The 24,960-nt window shown below is 39.5% G+C and carries 24 protein-coding genes; 19 read left to right on the top strand and 5 right to left on the bottom strand.

Translation table 11 applies throughout. The features are described 5' to 3' along the window. Nucleotides 1–139 precede the first annotated feature (139 nt). From HPT25_RS28610 to HPT25_RS05615, 10 genes are all read left to right on the top strand, one after another. Complete coding sequence (locus tag HPT25_RS28610; RefSeq protein WP_246277151.1) at nt 140–1,891, top strand: DNA/RNA non-specific endonuclease; 1,752 nt, start codon at nt 140–142, stop codon at nt 1,889–1,891. Between the two features lie 19 nt (nt 1,892–1,910). Next, complete coding sequence (locus HPT25_RS05655) at nt 1,911–2,366, top strand: immunity protein YezG family protein (protein WP_173061181.1); 456 nt, start codon at nt 1,911–1,913, stop codon at nt 2,364–2,366. A gap of 214 nt (nt 2,367–2,580) precedes the next feature. After that, a complete protein-coding gene (locus tag HPT25_RS05650) occupies nt 2,581–2,904 on the top strand; it encodes a DUF6881 domain-containing protein (RefSeq protein ID WP_173061178.1) in 324 nt (107 codons plus the stop codon). 674 nt (nt 2,905–3,578) lie between these two features. Then, on the top strand, nt 3,579–4,733 hold the full coding sequence (locus tag HPT25_RS05645; protein ID WP_173061176.1) for a nucleotidyltransferase domain-containing protein: 1,155 nt from the start codon (nt 3,579–3,581) through the stop codon (nt 4,731–4,733). 405 nt (nt 4,734–5,138) lie between these two features. Then, the gene (locus HPT25_RS05640; protein WP_173061173.1) at nt 5,139–7,070 is read left to right on the top strand and encodes an asparagine synthase-related protein; all 1,932 of its coding nucleotides are present in this window, start codon (nt 5,139–5,141) and stop codon (nt 7,068–7,070) included. A 14-nt stretch (nt 7,071–7,084) separates the two neighbouring features. Further along, nucleotides 7,085–7,234 (top strand): paeninodin family lasso peptide, encoded by a 150-nt coding sequence (locus HPT25_RS05635; protein WP_173061141.1) that lies wholly within the window; start codon nt 7,085–7,087, stop codon nt 7,232–7,234. A 63-nt stretch (nt 7,235–7,297) separates the two neighbouring features. Further along, on the top strand, nt 7,298–8,215 hold the full coding sequence (locus tag HPT25_RS05630; protein WP_173061138.1) for an aldolase: 918 nt from the start codon (nt 7,298–7,300) through the stop codon (nt 8,213–8,215). After that, nucleotides 8,208–8,492: a lasso peptide biosynthesis PqqD family chaperone gene (locus tag HPT25_RS05625; RefSeq protein ID WP_173061136.1), complete on the top strand. Its 285-nt coding sequence runs from the start codon at nt 8,208–8,210 to the stop codon at nt 8,490–8,492. The genes HPT25_RS05630 and HPT25_RS05625 overlap by 8 nt, the downstream gene beginning before the upstream one ends. 16 nt (nt 8,493–8,508) lie before the next feature. Beyond that, nucleotides 8,509–8,949 (top strand): lasso peptide biosynthesis B2 protein, encoded by a 441-nt coding sequence (locus tag HPT25_RS05620; protein ID WP_173061133.1) that lies wholly within the window; start codon nt 8,509–8,511, stop codon nt 8,947–8,949. A gap of 50 nt (nt 8,950–8,999) precedes the next feature. Next, on the top strand, nt 9,000–10,766 hold the full coding sequence (locus HPT25_RS05615; RefSeq protein ID WP_173061130.1) for an ABC transporter ATP-binding protein: 1,767 nt from the start codon (nt 9,000–9,002) through the stop codon (nt 10,764–10,766). A gap of 238 nt (nt 10,767–11,004) precedes the next feature. Here HPT25_RS05615 and HPT25_RS05610 read toward each other — a convergent pair whose 3' ends face one another. Further along, nucleotides 11,005–11,322: a hypothetical protein gene (locus HPT25_RS05610; protein WP_173061127.1), complete on the bottom strand. Its 318-nt coding sequence runs from the start codon at nt 11,320–11,322 to the stop codon at nt 11,005–11,007. Between the two features lie 330 nt (nt 11,323–11,652). Here HPT25_RS05610 and HPT25_RS05605 point away from each other — a divergent pair, with 330 nt between their 5' ends. From HPT25_RS05605 to HPT25_RS05580, 6 genes are all read left to right on the top strand, one after another. Beyond that, a complete protein-coding gene (locus tag HPT25_RS05605) occupies nt 11,653–12,504 on the top strand; it encodes an alpha/beta fold hydrolase (protein WP_217269640.1) in 852 nt (283 codons plus the stop codon). A gap of 651 nt (nt 12,505–13,155) precedes the next feature. Continuing rightward, nucleotides 13,156–14,670 (top strand): response regulator transcription factor, encoded by a 1,515-nt coding sequence (locus HPT25_RS05600; protein ID WP_173061124.1) that lies wholly within the window; start codon nt 13,156–13,158, stop codon nt 14,668–14,670. Between the two features lie 10 nt (nt 14,671–14,680). Next, complete coding sequence (locus HPT25_RS05595) at nt 14,681–16,456, top strand: cache domain-containing sensor histidine kinase (RefSeq protein WP_173061121.1); 1,776 nt, start codon at nt 14,681–14,683, stop codon at nt 16,454–16,456. A gap of 168 nt (nt 16,457–16,624) precedes the next feature. After that, on the top strand, nt 16,625–17,914 hold the full coding sequence (locus tag HPT25_RS05590) for an ABC transporter substrate-binding protein (RefSeq protein WP_173061118.1): 1,290 nt from the start codon (nt 16,625–16,627) through the stop codon (nt 17,912–17,914). A gap of 124 nt (nt 17,915–18,038) precedes the next feature. Next, nucleotides 18,039–18,962, top strand: coding sequence for a carbohydrate ABC transporter permease (locus HPT25_RS05585; protein WP_173070916.1), 924 nt, complete (start codon nt 18,039–18,041; stop codon nt 18,960–18,962). Then, complete coding sequence (locus HPT25_RS05580) at nt 18,955–19,773, top strand: carbohydrate ABC transporter permease (protein ID WP_217269639.1); 819 nt, start codon at nt 18,955–18,957, stop codon at nt 19,771–19,773. The genes HPT25_RS05585 and HPT25_RS05580 overlap by 8 nt, the downstream gene beginning before the upstream one ends. A gap of 62 nt (nt 19,774–19,835) precedes the next feature. Here the strand turns inward: HPT25_RS05580 and HPT25_RS05575 are convergent, their stop codons facing one another. Both HPT25_RS05575 and csaA read right to left on the bottom strand, forming a co-directional pair. Then, the gene (locus HPT25_RS05575) at nt 19,836–21,392 is read right to left on the bottom strand and encodes a histidine kinase N-terminal 7TM domain-containing diguanylate cyclase (protein WP_173061115.1); all 1,557 of its coding nucleotides are present in this window, start codon (nt 21,390–21,392) and stop codon (nt 19,836–19,838) included. 150 nt (nt 21,393–21,542) lie between these two features. Next, on the bottom strand, nt 21,543–21,881 hold the full coding sequence (csaA, locus tag HPT25_RS05570) for a chaperone CsaA (protein WP_173061112.1): 339 nt from the start codon (nt 21,879–21,881) through the stop codon (nt 21,543–21,545). 282 nt (nt 21,882–22,163) lie between these two features. Between csaA and HPT25_RS05565 the strand changes: the two genes are divergently transcribed. Both HPT25_RS05565 and HPT25_RS05560 read left to right on the top strand, forming a co-directional pair. Beyond that, complete coding sequence (locus tag HPT25_RS05565; protein ID WP_173061109.1) at nt 22,164–22,754, top strand: uridine kinase family protein; 591 nt, start codon at nt 22,164–22,166, stop codon at nt 22,752–22,754. Nucleotides 22,755–22,835: 81 nt separating this feature from the next. Beyond that, the gene (locus tag HPT25_RS05560; RefSeq protein WP_173061106.1) at nt 22,836–23,561 is read left to right on the top strand and encodes a Type 1 glutamine amidotransferase-like domain-containing protein; all 726 of its coding nucleotides are present in this window, start codon (nt 22,836–22,838) and stop codon (nt 23,559–23,561) included. Between the two features lie 100 nt (nt 23,562–23,661). Here HPT25_RS05560 and HPT25_RS05555 read toward each other — a convergent pair whose 3' ends face one another. Then, nucleotides 23,662–24,261, bottom strand: a complete 600-nt coding sequence (locus HPT25_RS05555) for a kinase (protein ID WP_376767908.1) — start codon at nt 24,259–24,261, stop codon at nt 23,662–23,664. 56 nt (nt 24,262–24,317) lie between these two features. Beyond that, the gene (locus HPT25_RS05550) at nt 24,318–24,569 is read right to left on the bottom strand and encodes a hypothetical protein (RefSeq protein WP_173061100.1); all 252 of its coding nucleotides are present in this window, start codon (nt 24,567–24,569) and stop codon (nt 24,318–24,320) included. Between the two features lie 180 nt (nt 24,570–24,749). Between HPT25_RS05550 and HPT25_RS05545 the strand changes: the two genes are divergently transcribed. Beyond that, nucleotides 24,750–24,905: a YwzD family small protein gene (locus HPT25_RS05545; RefSeq protein ID WP_173061097.1), complete on the top strand. Its 156-nt coding sequence runs from the start codon at nt 24,750–24,752 to the stop codon at nt 24,903–24,905. Nucleotides 24,906–24,960: the final 55 nt, after the last annotated feature.

The following is a 24,960-nucleotide window of genomic DNA, read 5'->3' as shown; positions in this document are numbered from 1 at the left end:
AGGGATTAAATAGTAAAAAATCCTTATATATCCATAATATATTATTGTTTACAATCTATTCTAGGCTGTATTTTTTTTAACAGAGATATCTACATATTGGAATAGCCAAAAGTTAAATGAACTGGGAGGATTTTAGCACATGGATGTAAAATATATCCCATCAGACTGGAAGAAGATGCAAGATGGGATTGGGGATTTGATAGGTCTTGGCCGCTGGGGTAAAGGCATGATTGATAGTTTAAAAGATATAAGTGACAACTTGGATGATGCCAAAGAGGCGATCAGGAATTATGATCATGACGGGGTCATTTCTTTCCATCACGAGAGTCTAAAGAGCAAATATCAAAATCTGTATGAGGACTTTGAAGTTCTGTATTCCTTCACCGGCAAGGTCGGGGATATTGTCGACCGCACGATTGATGAGCCGTTCTATCAAGATATGGACGCCTTTGTGGAGGCAATGTGGGATTTGGATATTTCCAAGTACACCACGAAAAACCGAATCGGCGCCACGGAAACCATACCGGTCTATGAGGGCTATGGCGAGCCTACATCGCTGCAAGTACCTAAAACAGAGGTTAACATTGACGATTTATTTAGCGGCGATAATTACTATTCGCAGCAAATGAAGCAGGAATTTGATGATTGGAAAAAGCTTAATCCAAAGCAAAATTTTAGCGCAGAGGATTATGAGAAAGCAGCCCTTCATATGGGAGCTTTTCAGTATGAATCTATACGAGATGATCAGGATAAAAAGGAATTCTGGGGACAACTTGTTTCGGTGGTTGTAATTGTCGGTGTAGGCATTATCTGCCCTCCAGCCGGCATTGCTTTAGGAGCAGTATATGGCACCTTGGAATTGAGTTCAGCTGTTTCCGGGAAAGACTGGATTTCTGGGCGGGAACTCGGGACAGGAGAACGAATTTTCCGCGGCGTTCTAAGTCCATTGGATATTATTCCGGGGATAAACGGTCTTTCAAAACTGAGCGGCACTGTACGGCTTGCCCACATGGGAGAGTCCCTAGAAGGATTGAAAATGGGAATCAAGCAGGGCTTTGGAAAAGGAATCACACGCATTGATCATCTTGTGGAACAAGCTAAACAGTTCACTTTAAGTCGTGTAAAAAGAATTCCGGAAATTGTAAAAGATAAATTGAATCTGCTGAAAAATAAGGTGGCAAAAGATATAATAGAAGCAGGAGAAAAAGTAGATTCTTCTATCACCTTTTTAAAAAATAACTTCTCGTTACGACCGGCCATGGAGGCTTCAGGCATAGGAAAGATCCGCGAACCGATGGAGAACACCCATGCGGTTGGGGATAAGCTTCGTGAAATGATTAGTCGGTTTGAGGGGATTAATCTGGAAGAGGCTGCAGTTAAGGGTACGGGTAATCGTTTGGCTGGAGAAAGTGAAGTTAAAACATTAGTGGGAAGAGGAGAACAGTATACAAACGGAAGAAAAAATAGATTAAAGCCTAATATTAGATATCAAACAGGCGAATTTGATTATTTTTATGAAACTGATAGTGCTGGTAGGCTTGTGAAATTTGAAACGGAAAATTTACAATTAACAACTAGAACAGATAGATTGTCACACAGTAAGAATACACCGGGAAAAGTAAAGGGGCAGGACCATGCAGGCCATTTGGCAGGTGATAGATTTGGTGGCTCACCTAAAATTGACAATTTGGTTTCGCAATTATCTGATGTTAATTTGAGGCAGTATAAGAAGATTGAAGATGAATGGGCTGCGGCTTTAAAGGAAACCCCTCCAAAAGAAGTAACAATTAATCTAGAAGTAATATACTCTGGGAATAATATGAGGCCGAAAAAATTCCTAGTAAAATACACAATTGATGGTGAGTCGTTCTCTGAAGTCCTTTTAAACTAATCTAAGGAGTGAAAACTAGATGAATACTTTTGAAGATAGATTTAGTGAATTGCAAGCTGATATGATATCCATATGTATGGAGTATATTGAAGAAAGAGCGGATAAAGTATATGTTTACGCTTCAAGTGAGGAAAGTATTATTTCGAGCAAGTTTTTTTATTTAATTAATAATAAGTATGTAAAGCCTCATAAAGTGAATGACGCATTGGCGAATGGAGATGAAAGATACAATGTATCTTCGGAACGCCAGTTTATGGTATTAGATATCTTAAATGAAGATATCGAAAAAATTAAAGAATTATGTATGAATTATGAAAAAGACATGCCTACTGAAATGAAGTTAATATATGATGTTAAGAGTGGCAAATTCAAGGCTGAATACAAGTATGATTTAGTTTATACTAATCATGAAACTAAAACGGCTCGTCAGATTGCTGATGAGTGGTTTGAGGAAATACAAAAAAATAACCTTTAAAGTTTGATTGTTTTAAATGTGCTTGTTAAATTAAGCCGTTTTAAAATATGAACTATGAAGCACTTGATTGCCTTTTTTAGGAAACAAGTGCTTTTTTTACTTTACAACATGAGAGTATTAAAAAGCGTTATTTAACAATTCCTATTTTTACTTTTATTGTAAAAGAGAGTATGATAGCAATCAGATTGTAAAATGAAAAAGGAGTGCAGCAATTTTGTATTACATAAGATTCACTTATTTAAATCCAGAAAAATACTTAAATGAGCCGATAACGACTTATTCCGAATTTAATTCTAAGAAAGTTCAAACAAGAGAACTATCACTTTATAAAGGTGGCCAAATGGGTTATGCCGTTAACGATATTGAGTACAACGGTGCTTTTTTAACAAAACGTTGGTGTAATATTTCTACAAAAGAAGCTTTGGAAGCTATAGGTGTTGTAATAGAGCCAATGACAAAAGAAGAGTTTGAAATTATTTGGAATAAAAAGGTTACCTTTTTAAAAAAGCTTATGGGGATTTTGTTTTTTAGAGTGTAGAAAGCCAGTTACTAGAGTGATATAAGCTGCTTTTATTGTAGGCTTCTTAAAACTTAAACTGGAGGCTTGCTCATTAGATTGGTGATATAGGGAACAATGAAAGATCTCAAACCCATCCACATATCTTGTATGAAAAATACAAGTACATAGATTAGTGCAAGTTTAATTAGCTTGGCAGGTAACGAAGGACATTTAGTGAGCAGATATCTTAATATTAAAAGTTATAGAAGAACCTAGCAGAAATTAAATGCTAGGTTCATTTATATTTTCGCTGCTTTTTCTAATATTCTACAAAATGTAATTGTTTTACACAAAAAAAGCATGATCAAGGGAATGGTGTCAGTTTTTATGAAAAATAACACTATAACGAACAGAAAATCGATAAAAAAAGTCATTTCGACTACATCCGACATTTTACACCCTTTACTAGGTAAAAAGTAGGTGTTAAGATTATTGTTAGTTATAAAGAACAAATTATAAGGATGTATTTGTGAAAAGTTAGCAATTAATTTAAACATAGAGTTTCAAAGTGGGAAAGAACAGTATATTCATTGCCTCTTTCGTTACTTCAATGAAATGTTGGTAACTAAGACTTGAATAATTATATAAAGAACAAATGAACAGAAAACTAAATGATGTTTTTATAAAAAAGGAAATAGATTGAGGGAGTAAACATGAATCACGATGATAGACTAGATTTATCGAGCATGTCTAGTGAATTAACTTTTTTACTTGATATATTATCGGATGGCAATTTAAAAACAAAAAAAAGAGATTTAACAGGTCTGGATTGGGATTTATTCCTAAAATTGGCTATGCATCATCGAGTATATCCCTTACTTTATGCAAAAGTAAAAAATTTGGATGGAATTCCTTTAGAAGTATTGCAAACGCTGAAAAACAAAACTAAAGAGAATACTTTGCAAATGTTGAAATTATCGGCGGAAATAGGTCAAATTGGTAAGGTGTTTGAAAATAATCAAATTCCTCTTCTTTTTATTAAAGGACCAGTGCTTGCAGCAGAACTTTATGGTGATATTTCATTGCGTACATCTAAGGATCTAGACTTATTAATTTCTAGTGCTGATATGGAAAAGGCAGAAAAGCTTCTTCAAAAATTAGGATATGTAAAAGAAACTTTTCCGTCGATATTAAATGAATGGAAATGGAGGCGCCAGCACATCGTCTTTATCCATCCGCAAAAACATGTAATCGTGGAGGTTCATTGGAAATTGGAGTTTCCATCTGGACAAGTCCCTTCATTTCAACAATTATGGGAACGTAAAAGAGTAAGCTTAGTAAGTAACATTCCTGTCTATTATTTGGGCGAAGCAGATTTGTTTATCTACTTAATAACACACGGAACCCGTCATGGATGGTTCCGCCTTAGATGGTTGCTAGACGTTCATCAAATGATTAAAAGAGGGCTTAATATAGAAGAAGTATCAAAGTATTTAAAGAAATATCGTGGGTTCCGTATTGGAGGACTAACTCTCATTTTGTTGTCAGAACTGCTTAGTACATCAATCAAAGATAGTTGGAATTTTCTTTTAAAAAGGCGTGATTCACATATATTAGCTCAGCTAGTAATTCACTTCATTAATAGAATTGGGTCTTTAGAAGAAATTTACAGTATGGATGAATTTTATAAATTTATAAAATTTAGCAAACTATTAAATGGATCCCGAATACTCAAAAAAGCTATAAATTGTATATATCCTAGTTATAAGGATGCTCAAACATTAAGATTACCTAAATCACTATACTCCCTATACTTTCCATTGCGTCCTATATTGGTATTGACAAGGAAAGTACGAAGAGATTCTTAAAGTTTTGAAAAAAATCTCACAGAAAATAAGTTTTAATAGGGTATAAATTAATTTAAGAGTAATAAATTAGTCGTCTAAATATGCCGTATTCTGATAGTTCCATCAATTTCATCAATTTTTGATAATTTTTCAAATTGGGAGAACCATTTTTTGTAAATATTTTGTGAAAATTGCTAAAATTCATAGAAATATGGAGTAATAATCGTTGACGTTGGTTGAATTGGGTGGTAAATTAAATTATATCGTACGTTATATAGAACAAAAAAGATTCTTTTAAAGAGCATGGGTCTCACTTCTTTTGTACTATAAAAATAAAAAATGTTAGCCATATTCTATGAGGAATGAACTTTATCCTAATAAAATACATTTACTCTAGTTCTATTGATCTAATATTAGGAGAACAATATGAGTGCAATTACAGGAATTTTTCAAAGAAATGAACAACTGGTTGATTATAGGCATGGTCATGCCATGATGCAATGCTTGCAGCAATTCCCGGCGGATCAGATTCACACTTGGCATTCCGAAAAGGTGTTTCTTGGTTGCCACGGGCAATGGATTACTCCCGAATCGGTTGGTGAAATCCTACCGCTTTATGATCCAAATCGGCAATGTACCATCACTGCGGACGCAATTATTGATAATCGAGCCGAGTTATTTGAAAAATTACAAGTTGCTCCATCCAATCAAATTCATATAACCGATAGTGAACTCATTCTCTTGGCCTACTATAAGTGGGGAAAGGAAACGCCAAAATATTTACTTGGTGACTTTGCCTTTATGATTTGGGACGAGCAGCACCAACAGCTTTTTGGTGCTAGAGATCCATCAGGATATCGCACTCTTTATTATTACAATGATCCAACAAGATTTGCCTTCAGTACAACAATTGAACCATTACTTTCCTTACAAGGTTTCAAGAAAGAATTAAACGAACAATGGCTTGCTGAATTTTTGGCGATCACCGGATTTACCGATTCTATTGATTCACATATGACGCCGTATCAGCACATCAAGCAAATACCGCCGTTTCACAGTATCACGATTTCAAAACAACAAATAAAGCTTGCAAGGTATGATAGCTTCATACCAAAAGAGGCTATTCGCTTTAAAACAGATGAAGAATACGTAGAAGCCTTTCAGGATGTATTCCAAAAGGCAGTGGATGCGAGGTTGAGGACAAACCGCCAAATTGGGTCTTATTTAAGTGGGGGACTGGATTCCGGTTCGGTTGTTGGTTTTGCGGCAAAAACACTAAAGCGAAATAGTAAACGATTACACACGTTTAGTTATGTTGCTTCAAGGGATTTTATTGGTTACACACCTAACTATCTACTGCCGGATGAAAGTCCATATATTAAAAAAACGGTCGATTTTGTCGGTGGAGTCATTGATCATTATGAGCATTTTGAAGGGAAAAACTCGTATCTTGAGGTGGATTCCTTATTAAACGTTATGGAAATGCCGTACAAGTTTTTACAAAACTCTTTTTGGACAAAGGGGATTTTTGAAAAAGCACATGATCACGATGTTGGTATCCTCCTTAATGGAGAGAAAGGGAATTTCACCATTTCCTGGGGTAATGCGATGGATTACTATGCCCATCTATTAAAAAAATTCAAGTGGTTCCGTTTTTTAAAGGAATTTCAGTCTTATAACCAAAAAGTTGGCGGTTCAAAGTCTCAGCAGTTGAACTACATTGCTAAATTAGGTTTTCCTGTTCTTAATTCGGAACAAACTCCCCCTGAACCAACCAGACTGATCAGTAATGGTTTTGCTGAACGGACAAGAGTGTTTGAAAAATTAAAAGAAGCGGGATTTGATGAATCTGGCTGGTTTGCCCCGATGGATTTTATTAGACAGCGACAGATCATTTATGAGAAAAACGTTTATTGGAATTCCGGTCATACGCTCGATAGTAAACTATCATTGCGGTACGGTCTGTGGAAGCGGGATCCAACGAATGACCTTCGCGTCGTCCGTTTTTGTTTAGCGATACCAGAAACTCAATATGTTCAAAATGGCTCTGACCGAGCGCTCATTCGAAGGGCAACGGCAAATACTCTGCCTGAGGCAGTTCGCATGAATCATCGCGTGATGGGGGCTCAAGCAGCAGATTGGGTGTATCGGATGATTCCGATGTGGGAAAGTTTTATCGATGAGGTAAAACGGATTGGCCAGGATGATCGCTTGCGAGACTTTTTTGACCACGGAAGTTTACAAGCTGCGATTAAGAAGGGGGAGCAAGGTCCTCAGCCTGAACAATATAACGATTATGACTACAATATTTTATTTCGAACCTTAATCGTAGGACGATTTCTAAAAAATATTATTTAAAGGAGGTGATAATAATGAAAAAAGAGTGGCAACAACCTGTATTAGAGGTATTGGATGTGAATCAAACCATGGCAGGTACACATTATAAAAGCTTTGACGGAAACTGGGCTGTAGGTCAGCCAGTTCCTCTGAATGCATCTAACCAACCGTTAATCGGAAGCTAAGAAGAAATTAGGGAATGGCCTTTAGTCTAAAGGCCATTCCCGCTTCAAGGAGTTGAAACATTCATGATGTACAAGGCTTTTGGTTTTACAATGATGAGTGAAATTCCTCTGCCGGAATTAAAGTCACTTGAGCGGCCGGTGGATTTAATAGATATCGAGATTACGATGGGAGACTTGAAGAAAGAATGGCAAGCAGTGTCAAAAGAAGAGGATATTTTTGTGATTACTAAAGATCGCATCCTTTTTCAATTGAACGGGATTGCGATTTTTTCTATAAAAAAAGGGAAACAGATTACAGTATCTCCCCTTGAAGGATACAGTGAAGAAGTGGCCAGGCTATGGATTCTTGGAACCTGTATGGGTGCTATTCTCATGCAAAGGAAAATTCTGTCGCTTCATGGAAGTGTAATTGCCATAGATGGTAAAGCCTACGCCATTGTTGGGCATTCTGGAGCGGGGAAATCGACGCTTGCTTCCGCATTTTTAAACAGAGGCTTTCACCTGCTAACAGATGATGTGATTGCCGTGTCTTTCTCTGAAGAGAATGTTCCTTATGTTACTCCTTCCTATCCGCAGCAGAAATTGTGGATAGAGAGCATGGAACAGTTTGGGATGGATGAAGCAGGTTATCAACCGTTAATCGATCGGGAAACAAAGTTTGCCGTCCCGGTTTCTACTCAGTTTATGGACACACCTCTGCCACTTGCCGGAATCTTTGAGTTGGTTAAAGACGATGTGACAGAAATTAATATTCAGCCGATTGGGAGTTTGCTTGGACTGCATAAACTGTTCCTGCATACATACCGGAACTTTTTCCTTGAGCATTCAGGGCTCTTGGAATGGCATTTTCAGATGACGGCCAAATTGGTTAATAAACTGGACTTATATCAATTACGCCGCCCTGTTACCCCATTTACCGCTTATGAGCTAATTGATTTGATTTTAGAAACGATTAAGGTGGAGGAGAAAGTTTATGCCTAATTTTGCAAAAAATGATGAATTTGTCCGTAACGAAGGAAATATCCTTAGTGACATGGATGGAGAAAAAGTGATGCTGAGCATCCAAAATGGTAAGTACTATAATTTAGGAACACTTGGCGGAGAAATTTGGGATCTGATTGGCGAGCCAATTTCCATTCAAGAGATCGTAGCTACCCTTCAGTTGATGTACGATGTAGACCCTGCACAGTGTGAAGAACATGTAAGTTTGTTTTTACGCCAGCTGGTGGATGAGGGCTTGATTACAAGAAAAGGGTAAGGTTCCAGGGAAAACGATGGAGAAAGTAATCAACTTTTTAAAGTTACCATGGAAGACGAAGCTGCTGCTCGTGGAGGCGTTTTTTAATTTGGGCAGGGCTAGATATTTAAAAAGAATCCCATTTGAAAATTTAGCATTGGTGCTTGGCGAACCGATGAAAGAAACGGATTATTCTCCGAATGAGTTCCATAAAGATGAATTAATCCGGATTTCTCGGGCGATTTATCAAATGAGCCGGTATACGTTTTGGGAAAGCGAGTGCATGGTCAAAGCGATTGCTGGGATGAAAATGCTTGAGCGGCGCCATATTGCCAGTACGATTTATTTTGGTACAGCAAAAGATGAGAAGGGAGCGTTGATTGCCCATGCCTGGCTGCGCTGCGGTCCCTATTATATTTCTGGTGCTGAGGGGATGGAACGATTTACGGTGGTAGCCAAATTTGCAAAGCAACTGTGAAAGGTGCTTTTGCTGGAGTGGAAGCTGCCATTTGAAAGGAGGAGCTGGTGTTGAAGCATCTTTTGTATTTTTTGAAAAGAATCCACCGCTTTTCGGGAAGCATTTTGTATATTAATTTGGTTTGTATGATGCTAATTGGAGTATTGGAAAGTGTCGGGATTTTCTTGCTGGTACCGTTAATTGGAATAACAGGAATAATGAAATTCTCGACAGGAAATATCCCGTTTGTTCATTGGTTTAATAGTCTTTTTTCAGGAATGTCAATAACCGTTACTTTGATATTGATTCTGGGTATATATGTTCTTTTAATGATTGGTCAGAGTGTGTTTAAACGAAGCCAATCGATCTTGGGAGTGAAAATCCAGCAAGGCTTTGTCCGCCATTTGCGGGATGACACGTATCGAAGCTTAATGGGAGCTGATTGGCAGTTTTATTTAAGAAAGCGAAAATCGGATTTGATTAATATTATGATCAGTGAAATCTTGAAGGTGAATGCAGCGATTCAATTATTCCTGAATTTCATGTCATCAATTATTTTAATGTTGATTCAAGTTGGTGTGGCCTTGTATTTATCCGTCAAGATGACGGTTTTTATTTTATCTTTTGGAATTATTTTAATCCTCTTTTCCCGGACATTTAGGAAAAAGTCGAAGATCTTAGGGATGAAGACTTTTCAGTTGAACCAAAGTTATTTAGCAGGCATTACCGATCAATTTAACGGGATGAAGGATATCAAGAGTAATTCATTAGTGGAGTCCCATATGAATTGGTTTATGGATATCAGCGAAGAAATGGAAGATAACCAGGTTCAAATGACGAAGTTGAACTCAACCTCACAAATGATCTTTAAAATAGTTTCCGCGTTTCTGATTGCGGTGTTTGTGTTTTTTTCTATTCGGATGTTTAAGGAAGAGCCGGCTCAAGTCATGATGATTATGGCCATTTTTTCAAGATTATGGCCAAGTCTTCAATCCATTCAATCGAATCTGGAAAACATGGGTGTGACAATTCCTTCTTTATCGGCCTTGGTCACTCTGCAGCAGGAATGCTTGGAGGCAAAGGAAATGGAGAATACGGATAATCATCTGGTACAGCCCATTGATTTGACGTACGGCATTGATTGTCGAAATGTAACATTCTCCTACCAGCAAAGTGATGGGGCACTTGCATTAAATCATATTAACCTTCACATCCCCGCAAACAAAATGACGGCGGTTGTCGGGAGTTCGGGTGCTGGAAAGAGTACCTTGATTGATCTGTTAATGGGGCTGAATCAGCCTGATTCAGGTGAGGTAGTAATTGACGGAGTGACGCTTACCAGTGATAGGCTTTTAGCGTTAAGGAAATCGATTAGTTATATTCCGCAGGATCCGTTTTTGTTTAATTCGACGGTACGCGATAATTTGCTGATGATTGACCCTGACGCCAGCGAGGAGCATCTTTGGGAGGCACTTGAATTTGCGGCTGCTGCGGAGTTTGTCAAGAATCTGCCACAGGGACTTGATACACTAATCGGCGATCGGGGAATCCGGCTGTCTGGCGGAGAACGGCAGCGCCTCGTTTTGGCGCGGGCTATTTTGCGCAAGCCATCGATTTTGATTCTCGATGAGGCCACTAGTGCGCTGGATAGTGAAAATGAGGCAAAAATCCAACAAGCCATTGATCGCCTCAAAGGGAAAATGACCATTATTGCCATTGCCCATCGGCTTACTACTATTCGCAATGCTGACCAAGTTCTTATCATGGATAAGGGCAAAATCATCCAACAAGGTGACAGGAGTTTGGTGAAGCAAAGGATTGCAATGGAAGTAGGGTGAAGCATTGGGAAAGTTTCTAAATAGGATATACTAAATTTTTTTACGTAAAGCACTGTTTTTTAAAGTTGAAAGAAGAGACCTGTGCAAGTGTTTATTAGATATTGGCCAAATGAAAAGGCTTGGAATCGCGAGATCAGGTTCCATGCCTTTTTTGTTCTTTCTTCCAAACAAAGCCTAACCAAATTGAAGTTTTGCCATTTGTTCTCCGACCTTCGATGATAACAAAGTATAGATAATTTTAAAAATAGCTCCTATATTGATATGCCATCACTGCAAAGGTAATAATGGTATAAGCTAAGGCTGTAAAAAATGCCAGATTGGGAGTGAAGGTGAATTTTTGCTGTTCCAATTTAAAGCCTGTCATTCCTTGAATGTTTCCATCAGCATTTCTTGAAGTCACGCCGCCTTTGGAGCTGAAAAACCAAATGATAAGGGTGACGATTAAACCGATCATAAATGAGTAATCGAGGAATGCGATATGCGTAAAGTAGGTAAAAGCAAAGCTCAATCCCAATAAAACAAGTATTGTCACAAGTATTGTCAACAGCCGTTTCATCTTTCTACCTCTCCTTAAGTCCCTAAATTTGCTTTTCTTTCATCCAATTATATTCCAAATTTTGATAGTTTCAATGAAAATTTTACTAATTTTGGTTTTATGCAGTTGCCTGGGGCGGAATCATTCAGGATTCCTATTACACTTGGATGAATAGGGATATCACCTTTTGCCAATTGAGCACGAAGTCATATACCAGTTGCTCTTTCGAAATCCTTCTTTGTTTACTTTTATGAAAAAATAGCAGAGGGTTTTAGTATTTCATATAAAAGGGATACATGCCGTAATCACGAATATATATGGTAACAAATTCAATGAAAATGGGGTGGTGCAATGATTTCTCCAAGATCCAGATTTGTTACTCTTAATGGGATGGAAGTGCATGTTTCAGAATGGGGCAATCCCAGTAATCCCGCGGTAGTTTGCTGGCATGGCTTAACGCGGAACGGCAGAGATTTTGATATTTTAGCTCGGCAGTTAGCAAAAGATTATTATGTCATTTGTCCGGATACGATTGGGCGGGGCTGGAGCCAATGGAGTTCTTCTCCGGAAACAGACTATTGTTTTGAAACTTACAGCAGCCTGGCGATTGGCTTGTTAGACTATTTGGGAATCGATCAGATCCGTTGGGTAGGCACCTCAATGGGAGGGGCTATCGGAATCAAGATTGCCGGTACTCCTCTATTTCAAAACCGCATAACACATTTAGTATTGAATGATATTGGCGCTGGCGCGTTGGGCGATGCCGTACAGGATATTGACGGCATTAAACGAATCATCAGCTATGTCGGCTCCCCGCCGCAGTTTCAAACCTTTACCGAATTGAAAAATTATTTTAAGACTATCTATACCACCTTCGGCCTCACAAGTGAAGAGGAGTGGAATGACTTCACCCGAACATCCTGCAGAAGGAGGGATGGAGGAGGAATCAGCCCCGATTATGATCCGAAAATTGCTTTGCAATTCCAGCACAAGGATGATTTAAATCTTTGGACCCAGTGGGAGGCCATCCAAGCAAAAGTGCTGCTCATTCGCGGGGAACGCTCTGATGTATTACTGCTTGCAGTGGCCGAAAAAATGAGGCAAAAGCCGAACTGTGAAATGGTGACCATCCCAGAACTCGGTCATGCCCCGGCGTTAAATACTGAAAAGCAAATTGCTCTTATTGAAGATTTTTTGAGGTAATATTTTTTTCACTTGATCTCATTACTTAATGTCTTCATTCGAGGCTAATTCGGACAGGTACAAGTAAAAAAGCATCAAACCCTGTCCGAATGAAAGTCGATTCGGACAGGTCAAAGTATAAAGCTGCAGTTTTAGCTGCTTATCCGAGAGTTTCGCCGGTTCAACCGAGAGTATTCTTCTTTTATCTGAGAGTAAATAGTCCAATCGAGAGTTTTAGCTGCTTATCCGAGAGTTTCGGCCATTGATCCGGGAGTATTCTTCTTTTATCCGAGAGTAAATAGTCCAATCGAGAGTTTTAACGACTTATCCGAAAGTTTCGCCGGTTCATCCGAGAGTTTCGGTCATTCAACCGAGAGTATTCTTCTTTTATCCGAGAGTAAATAGTCCAATCGAGAGTTTGAACAGCTTATCCAAGAGTTTCTCCCTCCATCCGAGAGTCCAACCCCTGCCCGATAGCAAAAATCAATTAAGAAAATCCAACCAATTTCCCCTAACCTCAGTTGATTCGAATTCCTAACCCAATCAAACCATCCACTTAAAGGTACCCGCGCAAATCACAAATAAACACAGAATAACGATTCTTCTATATATTAAACCGCTTACAAAAATGTATAATAAGGATAAAACCCTAACAAATGGTGATTTGGAGGGATGACATTGAAGGCTGGGGAACTTTGCCGAATTCTGATTGTAGATGATGAACAGTTGATTAGAAAAGGAATCATCCACTATCTTGATTGGGAACAGGAGGGTTTTTCGATTGTCGGAGAAGCCGCGAACGGTCAAGAGGCGCTTGGTTTAATTGAAACAACCCGACCGCATATCATCATTACGGATATTGTCATGCCAATGATGGATGGGGAAGAATTAACAAGGGTGGTAAAGGAACGGTATCCCCAAATAGAAATCATTATTCTGAGCAGTTTTGGTGAATTCGACTATGTCAGATCCACCTTTCAACATGGCATCGTGGATTATATATTAAAGCCCAAGCTGGATGCACAAAGTCTATTAAAAGGACTGAAATCTGCCGCAAGCCGAATTCCTTCTTTTCAAACGGTCGTAAGAGAGCCTGAGGAGCAGCCTTCCATCGAACACATCATACATAAATTAATCTCTGGATACGAGGTTGCAAGAAATGAAGAATGGCGGCTAAAGAAATTTCCTTACCGATATTTTTATTTAGTAGGAGTTGCCACCAACCATGCCGTCGAATTGCAAGAAGCGATAACAGATGGAATCTCGCGCCATATAGGGAAAGGGGTTCAGAATGGCTTTAGCCCGAATGAGAATCTGCTAGTCTTTCTTTTGAATCTCGAGGACCCTGCCAACGAGAATCTTATCCAATTCGCCAAGAGCGAACCAGGGCTCACCTTTGTTCTTACGGAGCCGTTTACCGACTTTTTTCAACTTGGCCAAGTCTATAAGGAATCGTTTCTAAAATTGCTCGATTATCGCTTCTATTTATCAAAAAAAAACATCCTGACAATAAGGTACCTTCCAATGCTTCCTGCAGTTGAGAAATTCAATCTAGATTGGTTTACGGCCGAGTTAAAACGGAGCCGCTTTGAGCCGGCCTTTGATTATTTGAAAGGCCATTCCAAACAATTATCCTCCTTTTATGTGATGGATATTTTTGAATATAAGGCGTTTTTCAGCAATATGATATTTACCATCTCGATTCTCCTCAGTAATATGGAGTACGATGTGAAAGAATTGGAGAATGCTAGATATGCTTACCTAAAAGCATTTGATGAAACTTCTACTGCACAGGAAGCATTAGCATTGCTGGATGCTTTTATCACGGAAGCCTGGAAATGCTTAGAAGCCGGCCACAACCACCAGGAAAACTTTAATTTGAAGAAATTAATCCACTATATAATGGATCATTATGCCGAGCCGCTAACACTGACAGAGGTGGCCAAGCAATTTCATTTCAACCCATCCTATCTATCAAGCTATTTTTCCACTCATATGCGTGAGGGCTTTGTCGAGTATTTGAACAAAATCCGCATTGAGCAAGCCACGAAATTGCTAAAAGAGGGAAAGGTCTCAATCTCGGAAATCAGTGGGATGGTGGGATATTCCGACCACAGCTATTTCTGTAAAGTTTTTAAAAAAGTTAAAGGATTATCGCCAAGCCAATATAAACGAAAACACACATGAGGGGCATACCATGAATATTATTCCGGAACGCTTCCAGCATAACAGGCTGTTTATAATCCTTTTCATGATTACAGTGGCGATCATTATCATCCTTTCTGTCTCCATCACCTGGGTCACCATAAATATGTCCGAGAAATTTTTCATTGAAAAATTCAGCATGATGAACACGAAATTAATGGATAAGTTCCAAGCGAATCTGGAGTCTTTTGATAATTCCGTGGTACTTGCATCCAATAACTTGCTGCAAAGCGGTACGGTTCGCCGCATCCTCACCGAAAAAGAATCCGATGTAGAAAAGATGAACGATTATTATAACATCGCCCAGAAAATCAACTATATTAAATCCCTGTTGAATAATAATCAAATGGGAATCTTTTTTATCGGGAAAAATGGAGTTGTGTACGCAGCGGATAACACCTACTGGCCGATTGATGATGAAAAGTTCAAAAACAGCCTCCTTTCCCGCAATACGCTAAAAGAACCGAAGAAGCTGATTTATCAATATGATCATCATCTCACCAACAATCCTTTTGGGAAGGATAATGAAAATTATATTGTAGCCTCCAGAGCCTTCATGGATCGTACGTCTGGTCTGGTGTATGGCTCGATGTATTTTGCTATTCCCGAAACTCAATTCCGGACCTTTTATTCAGGCTTTACAAGCTTTGGCAACAATGTGTTTCTTTTGGACCGCAAAGGGATCGTTGTTTCCAGCAATGCAGCGGATCTGATCGGGCATCAGGAGAAGAGCCTGCTTCATTATGCAAAGGATTTGGAACAAAGCAATCAGACGTATATGGTGAAAAGCTTTAAGGGCAAAGATCAAATCATACTGGCAGACTATAATCCCTATTTGGACATGTATCTCGTCAACATGGTCGACAAACAGGAGGCAATTGGCCATGTAATTAATCAAAGAGCGATTGCTTATATCGTGCTGGCCATTGTCATGGTGGCTTTAATGATTGTCTTTGTTGTTTCAAGAAGACTGACGAATTCTTTATCCCGGCTTGTAAGACAAATTGGGAATGCTCCGAAATATGATTTCCACCAATATGTAACAGAAAAAGGGACGTATGAAACGCGACAAATTGGCCGAGCATTCAATTCGATGTTGGATGAGCTTCATGAATATGTGGAGAAGTTAATGCAAGCCCAGAAACAGCAGCGCAACGCCGAACTTGCCGCCCTGCAGCAGCAAATCAATCCGCATTTTCTATACAATACGCTCACCACGATCAAATTCATGGACCGGCTCGATGAAAAAGAAGAAATGGAAGCGACCATCACGGCCCTGATTTCATTGCTGCAGAACACCATTAGCAACGGAAGTGAAATGATTACTGTCAAGCAGGAACTGGATAACCTAAAAAACTATGTTTTTATCAATCAAAAACGTTACGGTGATCGCATACGAGTCAACTATTATGCCGCGTCTGAATGCATGGATCATCTCGTTCCTAAGTTGATGCTGCAGCCGTTTGTGGAGAACTCCTTTTTTCATGGGTTCAACCATAAAACAGAGGGATATATTCACGTCCTCGTTTGGCAGGAAAATAGTCATTTGATATGCGAAGTGATCGACAATGGTGATGGAATGGATGAGGATCTTGAAGGGGATCTTCCAGATACCAAACGGAAGCAGCAGCTTTTTTCAGGTATCGGGGTAAGAAATGTTCATGAGCGGATTCAACTCATTTATGGAGAGCCGTATGGCGTGAATATTTCTAGTAAGCCTGGAGAGGGAACGAAGATTAGAATCATCCTTCCGGTCAGCCAAAAATAGTTTTAGTATCTAAAAATATGACAAATCATCTATTTGGAAGCGTATACACGAAACAAAAATAGTGCAAAAACTGGAAAAGATATTTCTAACAAGTCATTCTCACCCGGTGCTAACATGATAGTTGTAAGATGTTTAACGCTTACATGAAAGATACTTGGGGGGATATCAATGAAAAGATTAATGGCACTGTTTTTTGTTTCCGTCCTGTTTCTGGCTGCTTGTTCTTCCGGAGGAACAAGCAAACAAACAGCCAGCAATGCCAAAGATGTGAAAGAAATAACTGTCTGGGCATGGGATCCGAATTTTAACATTAAAGCAATGAATATCGCAAAAGAGGCCTACAAGTCAGTAGACCCGAACTTGAAGATCAATGTTGTGGAAATGGCTCAAGCCGATATTGTCCAGAAGTTAAATACCACTTTAAGTTCCGGAACTACAAAAGGGTTGCCAAACATTGTCTTAATTGAAGATTATCGTTCCCAAAGCTTTTTGAAAGCCTATCCGGATATGTTCAAGGATATGACTGACTCATTCAAGGCAGACGATTTTGCAAAATACAAAGTGGCCGCTGGGACGTATAATGGCAAAAACTACAGTATTCCATTTGATACCGGGGTAGCCGGGCTGTATGTCAGAACCGATTATTTACAAAAAGCAGGCTATACCGTGAACGACCTGCAAAATATTGATTGGAACAAGTATATTGAAATTGGTAAGAAGGTTAAAGCCGCCACTGGCAAAGATATGCTGACACAAGATCCGAAGGACCTCGGCCTGATCCGCATGATGATTCAATCAGCAGGTGCTTGGTATTCCAAAGAGGATGGCACAACACCTGATTTAGCTAATAATCAAGCATTGAAAGAAGCATTCCAAACCTACAAATCATTGATGACATCCAATATCGTGAAGCCGATTTCCGACTGGAGCCAATTTGTCGCAGCCTTTAACAGCGGCGCGGTCGCTAGCGTTCCTACTGGAAACTGGATTACACCTTCCATTAAAGCGGAAGCTTCCCAATCGGGAAAATGGGCTGTTGTTCCGCTGCCAAAGCTTGCGGGTGATGCTAATTCTGTGAACGCCTCTAACTTGGGCGGAAGTTCCTGGTATGTTTTAAATATCCCAGGCAAGGAAAAAGCAGCGGATTTCTTGGCCAAAACATTTGGCTCAAACGTTGATTTCTATCAAAAGATCGTACAAGAAATCGGCGCCATCGGCACATACAAACCTGCTGCAGAAACGGATGCCTATAAAGCGGCCGATCCATTCTTCGGAGGTCAGAAAATTATTTCTGATTTTGCGGGCTGGACAGACAAAATCCCTCAGGTAAACTATGGTCTTAACACGTACGCCATTGAAGACATCTTAACCGTCAGTGCCCAGGATTATTTAAAAGGAAAAGACCTCGGCCAAGTACTTAAAGACGCACAAAAACAAGCAGAGGAACAAATTAAATAAAGAATAAGTATATGGACATGAAGCCTCGGGCATGCAAGCTCCTATTGATACCGTAATTCCAAGTATCAGGTGAGATGCTCCGAGGCTTCGTTTTTAGGAACAGGATGGTTAGGAGATGATGGAAATGATCCCGGCAAAAGCAGCCCGGAATGTTCAAATAACAAAAATCCCCCGGAAATTTCACTTGAAAAATGCATTGGTAGGTTGGTTGTTTATTGCGGCGGCGACGATCATGATTTGTGTGTTTTACTTTTACCCAATGGTTAAGGCTTTTCTCTTATCCCTGCAGTCAGGAACAGGAACCAACCTGAAATTTGTCGGCTTGGCGAACTATTTACGGTTATTTCATGATCCTGTCTTCCTCACAACCGTAAGAAATACAGTGACATACCTCATTATTCAAGTGCCGATTATGATCATTCTCGCTTTATTTCTTTCCGTTTTGCTAAATAGCAAGACGATCAAGTTAAAGGGATTGTTCCGGACAGCCATCTTTTTGCCTTGTGTCACATCGCTAGTTGCCTATTCGGTTATTTTTAAATATTTATTTGCTCAGGATGGCATCATGAACATGATGCTAATGAAACTTGCCCTGATCTCTCATCCAATTCCTTGGCTAACAGATCCTTTTTGGTCAAAAATCGCGATTGTTGTGGCCATTACATGGCGCTGGACGGGCTATAATATGATCTTCTTCTTATCCGCCTTGCAAAATATTGATGAATCCATCTATGAAGCAGCCAGAATCGACGGCGCTTCATCGGTGCAGCAGTTTTTCAGAATTACCATTCCGCTCTTGAAGCCCATCATTCTGTTTACCACGATTACGTCCACGATTGGGACGCTGCAGTTATTTGATGAAGTCATGAATATTACGAAGGGCGGGCCGGGTAATGCGACGATGACAATTTCACAGTACATCTATAACCTTTCGTTCAAATATACGCCAGACTTTGGCTACGCCGCGACCGTATCATACGCCATTGTGATTTTGATCGTGTTCTTCTCGATTATTCAGTTCAGAGTAGCAGGTGATAAAAATGCTTAAACGGGTGTTTGTTTATCTGATCCTTGTGGCCGCATCGTTTATTTCAATCTTCCCGTTTTTATGGATGGTGGTCAGTTCCACTAATAAGTCTGTGGATGTTACAAAGGGTACACTCCTGCCGGGCAGCTTCTTTATAGAAAATCTAAAGCATCTATTAAATTCAGCGGACCTCGGAACCGCGTTGTGGAATTCAGCCAAAGTTTCCATTATTACCACCGTGCTGGCGATGCTGGTCGCATCGTTGGCCGGCTATGGATTTGAAATTTTTAAAAGCAAGGCAAAGGATTTCGTGTTCAATGTTCTGCTGCTTTCGATGATGATTCCGTTTGCCGCCTTGATGGTACCCTTATTCCGAATATTTGCCGCGGTTTCGCAAACCGTTCCCATGATCGGGATTGATACCCTTGGGGCTGTGATTCTGCCGACGATTACCACGGCTTTTTTGATCTTCTTCTTTCGGCAAAGCACCAAGATGTTCCCAAAAGACATTCTTGAAGCAGGCCGGATTGACGGGCTTACCGAGCTTGGGGTGTTCTTTCGCATCTATGTACCAACGATGAAAACAACCTATGCTGCCGGCGCCATTATCACATTCATGTCTAGCTGGAACAGTTATTTATGGCCATTAGTAGTTTTACAGTCTCCGGAAAATCAAACGATCCCGCTGCTCATCTCCAATTTGGGCTCAAGCTATTCGCCCGACTATGGTGTGATCATGACCGCGATCGTTATTGCCACGTTACCCGCAGCCTTCATTTTCTTTGTCATGCAGAAGCACTTTGTGGCAGGGATGCTGGGGTCGGTGAAATGATAGATTTAAAAAAACGTATGGACCTAAAAGATCCATACGTTTTTTGCCTAGTTAGCGTAATTTTATATCGCAGTATACACGTGCACTTGGTTTCGCCCAGCACGTTTTACAGAGTATAAAGCTTGATCCGCTTTATTCAATAATTGATTCAGTGTTTCCTCCGGCGCGTTTGTTGCTTCCGCTACACCACAGCTGATCGTAACGGTAATCACTCCCTCATCGGTATGAAGTGGCTCGGCCTCCACTTGTCTGCGAAGTTGATTGGCTAAGGCTACACCTTCTAATTCTGTACATCCTTTCAATGCAAGCACAAACTCCTCACCGCCATAGCGGGCAAATAGGATGCCTTCGTTCACTTGCGTTTTGCAAACCTTTGCTACATGGATCAGCACTTGATCTCCAATATAATGACCATAGGTATCATTCAATTTTTTAAAATGATCAATATCAAACAATATGACCGTAAAGGGTGATGAAAACTCATGAGCTTCCGAAAATTCCCGCTCACATGTTTGAAAAAAGGCTCGGCGATTATTAATTTGTGTAAGCTCATCATAGTAGGCGAGATGCTCTAATTTCACTTGGAGACCTTTTAGCTCCGTGATATCCGTGAAAATAATTAATAGACCTTTACTGCTATTACCGTGCTGCAATGCGGATGTACGAACCTGATAGGTGCGTATCGCTTGATCCTCTGCCAGTTGCAATTCTTGTATCGACGTAACGGCCTCTAATTGGAAAGGAAAGGATGCACCTGATAGTTGCTGCCAAACATGATCAAAGTCCATCCCGAACATAGATTTATTCAAAGGCGGGAACATCCTTTGGCTCGACTGATTAAACTCAATTAATCGATAGGATTCATCCAATACAATAACCCCATCATTGATACTATGAAATATGGAATCTTTCGCGATGGGCATAATCGAAAACATACGTGATGAACTAATTGACCATAAATACAAAACAGAGGAAAGCCATAAGACCATCGGCACCGGATCAAATCCCGGCGGTGTACAACCTATTAAATAGAGAAAAGCTGTTACGATCGGAACAAGCTGTCCGAACATTAACGAGATTAATTGCGGCCGGTAAACCTTCGCTGTTTCTTTCCAACGGGAGAGTACGAATAGAAAAGCGACAAACATGCAGCCAAATGTGTAAATTCCATGAATCACATACCATATGCCGATTTCCTGATGGACATACGGTGCTCCCAACTTCGGATCGATTTCAAATACTCGGTAATGCAGATGATGCCAATCATTCGTGGCAACCATTACCAAGCTGATAAAGGGGATGATCAGCAGTGAAATGAAACGTTTTTTTGTTATCTTAAATCCCAGATACTGCATGATAAATAATAATCCCAAAGGAGGGGAAAACGGCATGCCAATATATTCGATGGTTGTCCAAAATTTTAATTCCCCAAGTGATGTAGACATTAAACCGAAAGCAGAAGCAAAACAATAAATCGTTATAACCCAAGTATAAAGAATAAAAAATTTAGCAATATTCGTATAGTGGTGCCGTTTTGTAAATACGTTTAAACATAAATACAAATTGAGTACACCGGATGTACAAGCAAGCGTAACATAAGCTGTCAATTGCGAATTCACGATAGTATACCTCTTTTTGATCACACTCTTTTACATTAATGTAGCATAAAAAAAATAATTGCGGATGATTTATTGATAGAAAGGTATGTAGAAGGCGATGCTTTCATCAAGCATCGCCTTGGTTATTTTGTAAGAAATAAGTAGTAGCCACTAAGCAATCGGTGTTCCATTTTTAACGATTGTATCTGGCTGTAACAAAACAACATCGCCATCTTCAGGTACACCGCCAATCACCAAAACTTCAGATCGGAATCCCGCTATCCGGCGTGGAGGAAAGTTAACAACGGCAGCCACTTGGCGGCCGATTAATAGATCTGGCGTGTATCTTTTGGTAATTTGTGCACTGGATTGTTTCATGCCCAACTCTTCTCCAAAATCGATTGTTAATTTGATTGCTGGTTTACGAGCCTCTGGAAAGGGTTCAGCACTTATGATCGTACCAATACGAATGTCTAATTTAAGAAAATCCTCTATTGTTGCTTCAGTCAAAATGACTACCTCCTCAAAAATTGTAAAAATATAATAGCTATGTCAAGTCAGTTTTTCCAATTAGATAATTATTTCCATACAGAAGCTTGTCATTCCTTCTTTAGGAATCTCAACTTGCAAACAAAACATGTGACTGGGTAAGAATTCATGATATGCTGATGGCAGGGAATATCCAAAAAGAGGAAAAAACACATTGAAACATTTGATGGTAAAGCGGGTGTGGGCTTTCCCAAATCTATTGGGATGAATAGTTGTATCTATTAAATAGAAAGCGGTGACAAAGTGGCAAAACTACGTACCTTTGATCAACTGGTAAAACTAATAAACTCTTTTCCTAAAAAACGTCAAACTTTAATCATAGGCATTGACGGCTGCGGCGGTTCCGGTAAAAGCACATTGGCCAATCGCTTAAAAGAAGAATGTGAGAATGTAACTGTGATCCACATGGATGATTTTTATAAGCCATCTCATCATATTATGAAAGCGCATCCAAAAGACAAACCAATTGGTGCAGATTATGATTGGCAGAGGGTCTTAACCCAGGTGCTGGAACCTTTGAGGCAAAACAAGGAAGGGAACTATCAGCGATATGACTGGGATTTGGATAGATTAGCAGAGTGGCATTTGGCTCCTTCAGGGGGAATCGTCATCATAGAAGGTGTTTATGCCATTCGCAAGGAAATGGAGAATCATTGTGATATAAAAATTTGGGTAAATACACCGCGGGAAACAAGGTTGGCACGTGGACTTGAAAGGGACGGGCAAGCAGCAAGAAGTATATGGGAAGACAATTGGATGATCGCGGAAGACATATATATGAAGGAACAGGTACCACAAGAAAGAGTAGACTTTATTGTTAACGGAACGGAATAAGGTTTTTTCATGTCCATTTTGAATGAGAATTCCTAAAGATAATGGTATAATCTTCTGAAAAATAAAAAGGGGGATCCTAGAATGGGCACAATTGTTGCGATTGGCGGCGGAGAGATCAGAGAATTGGAGACGCTGGCCATTGATGAGTATATTGTGAGTCTCGCTAATAAAACGTGTCCTCATGCGTTGTTTATTCCGACTGCGAGCGGGGAGTCACAAGGATATATTGATAGTTTTCACCGGGCATATGGTGGGAGGCTGGGATGCCAAACGGATTCGCTGTATCTTATTCATCAGCCAGATTCTTCTGAAGAAATCAAACGGAAAATCCTTTCAGCCGATATCATTTATGTGGGCGGCGGCGATACGGACAGCATGTTAAAGATCTGGAAGGAGCAGGGTGTCGATCTCCTGCTGAAGGAAGCCTATCAACAAGGGACGATTTTGTCAGGATTAAGTGCCGGCGCAATTTGCTGGTTTCAATATGGGCACAGCGATTCACTGCAAATTCGCAAGGAATCAACGGAATACATCGTGCTAGAGGGATTAGGGTTCATCCCAGGTATCCATTGCCCTCATTTCAACGATGAGGAACGGAAGGCAGACTTTATAACAAAGATGAATCAACTGGATACAGTGGGAATCGCATTAGAAAATAACTGTGCCATCGAAGTGCAAGGCCAGCAATTCAAAATTCCCAAAACCTGCCAACATGCCAAAGGATATAAAATTTACAAAAAGAATGGCGAGATTGTAATAGAAGAGTTGGTTAATACTGATTACTATCTTCCATTGGAAGTTATATAAATGAAATTGGCTTGGGGCTGCTCCTTCTGAAGGCTATCTAATAAAACGTAATAATAAAGGAAGGCTCAGAATCCTGAACCTTCCTTTATTATTCGCTTCTTTAATCATTATTCATAATCACATCTGCACGTGTCATCGGAAGTTCAGTATCCATATAATAATCCTCGGCCTTCCAATATCGATTCTCAAACTTCTCCAGATGATTTTGAGTCGCTTCACTTTCTCTCTGAAACCTCTTCTCTCTTGAGCAGTCCAAGTAAATCATAAAATCATAGTAAGGCCTCCACTCTTTTCTTTGAAGAAATACCCCTTCTACGATAATGAGACAAGTAACAGGTAGCTCTACCACCTGTTCATATTGGGCATCTGAATCAGGATCATACTTAAGCAGGTGCATTTCCGAGTCAATTTTTAATTTTTTAAACAAGGAATCTGTTAAATACCTCACATCCCATTGTAAATAGTAATATTCATACCACTCATCAAATCTTGTATTGTATCTTCTTTTTCTCTCTACTATGTAATCATCGATATGAAATATACAAACCGGGATTTCTTTTGTCTCTAAAAGTTTGCCAATCTCTTTAACGAACGTTGTTTTCCCTGAGCGGCTTAAACCGTCTATTCCAAGAACGACCCGATGGCCTATTTCAACTTTAGGGATTTGTGTAAAAATAGAAAGAATATTATTATTCAACAAAACGAACCTCCTTTTTTAATTTTGGTAGGCTTCCTATTTTTTTTTTGCAAATACAATTATATTTCGTCAACTTTCGACAAATTCAGTACAAATAAATGAAAGCGTCTACAGCTAAATGCATATAATAAATAGGTTTTCGTTTCCAATAATCCGTGGTTGTAGTGAATTCCTCGAAAGGGCTTATAATCCTTTGCTGCAATAAGGAATTTGTAGTAGTATGTCAAACAAATAAAGATTAAATCAACATCATCTAAAACTGGTAAAATGTAACGAAGCTCCAATCTAAAAACCCTTCTAAAGGCCCTCATACGTTGCTTCTCCTGCACATTAAAAGAAGTATAGCATACTCTATTAGTATGATGAATCAGGAGTAACTTATAATAAAACACATTCAGATCGGCTTAATTTCATCAAATTTCAATAATTTGTGTTTAATTTTTACACGTATTTTAGTAAAATATGTAATTATAAGTCGAAGGAGGAATTGTGTGGAGCAAGAAACGTCGAAGAAGAGTTTGAATCTGGCTGATTTCAAGGAAATTGTGAAAAAAGCTTATGATAAAGGTCTGAATGAGGCGGATTTAAAATTGGCAAGCTTAATGGAAGAATTAGAAGCTGATTTGAAGAATATCTTAGTTGATTAATAGATGAATAAATAAGAAGCTGCTGGAAACTCCAGCAGCTTTTTCTGTATGTTCT

Origin of the sequence: Neobacillus endophyticus (assembly GCF_013248975.1) — a bacterium.
In the GTDB taxonomy this organism is placed as follows: Bacteria; Bacillota; Bacilli; order Bacillales; family Cytobacillaceae; genus Neobacillus; species Neobacillus endophyticus.
Note: the sequence above shows the minus strand (reverse complement) of the source record. Positions and strands in the feature narration are given on the sequence as shown.

Excerpts from the sequence above, each read along its gene's own strand:
- HPT25_RS05560 (WP_173061106.1), top strand. The coding sequence starts at position 22,836 with ATGGGCACAATTGTTGCGATTGGCGGCGGAGAGATCAGAGAATTGGAG.
- HPT25_RS05655 (WP_173061181.1), top strand. The coding sequence starts at position 1,911 with ATGAATACTTTTGAAGATAGATTTAGTGAATTGCAAGCTGATATGATA.
- HPT25_RS05640 (WP_173061173.1), top strand. The coding sequence starts at position 5,139 with ATGAGTGCAATTACAGGAATTTTTCAAAGAAATGAACAACTGGTTGAT.
- HPT25_RS05625 (WP_173061136.1), top strand. The coding sequence starts at position 8,208 with ATGCCTAATTTTGCAAAAAATGATGAATTTGTCCGTAACGAAGGAAAT.
- HPT25_RS05630 (WP_173061138.1), top strand. The coding sequence starts at position 7,298 with ATGATGTACAAGGCTTTTGGTTTTACAATGATGAGTGAAATTCCTCTG.
- HPT25_RS05595 (WP_173061121.1), top strand. The coding sequence starts at position 14,681 with ATGAATATTATTCCGGAACGCTTCCAGCATAACAGGCTGTTTATAATC.
- HPT25_RS05585 (WP_173070916.1), top strand. The coding sequence starts at position 18,039 with ATGATCCCGGCAAAAGCAGCCCGGAATGTTCAAATAACAAAAATCCCC.
- HPT25_RS05600 (WP_173061124.1), top strand. The coding sequence starts at position 13,156 with ATGACATTGAAGGCTGGGGAACTTTGCCGAATTCTGATTGTAGATGAT.
- HPT25_RS05590 (WP_173061118.1), top strand. The coding sequence starts at position 16,625 with ATGAAAAGATTAATGGCACTGTTTTTTGTTTCCGTCCTGTTTCTGGCT.
- HPT25_RS05550 (WP_173061100.1), bottom strand. The coding sequence starts at position 24,569 with ATGAGGGCCTTTAGAAGGGTTTTTAGATTGGAGCTTCGTTACATTTTA.
- HPT25_RS05620 (WP_173061133.1), top strand. The coding sequence starts at position 8,509 with ATGGAGAAAGTAATCAACTTTTTAAAGTTACCATGGAAGACGAAGCTG.
- HPT25_RS05635 (WP_173061141.1), top strand. The coding sequence starts at position 7,085 with ATGAAAAAAGAGTGGCAACAACCTGTATTAGAGGTATTGGATGTGAAT.
- HPT25_RS05605 (WP_217269640.1), top strand. The coding sequence starts at position 11,653 with ATGATTTCTCCAAGATCCAGATTTGTTACTCTTAATGGGATGGAAGTG.
- HPT25_RS05580 (WP_217269639.1), top strand. The coding sequence starts at position 18,955 with ATGCTTAAACGGGTGTTTGTTTATCTGATCCTTGTGGCCGCATCGTTT.
- HPT25_RS05645 (WP_173061176.1), top strand. The coding sequence starts at position 3,579 with ATGAATCACGATGATAGACTAGATTTATCGAGCATGTCTAGTGAATTA.
- HPT25_RS28610 (WP_246277151.1), top strand. The coding sequence starts at position 140 with ATGGATGTAAAATATATCCCATCAGACTGGAAGAAGATGCAAGATGGG.
- HPT25_RS05610 (WP_173061127.1), bottom strand. The coding sequence starts at position 11,322 with ATGAAACGGCTGTTGACAATACTTGTGACAATACTTGTTTTATTGGGA.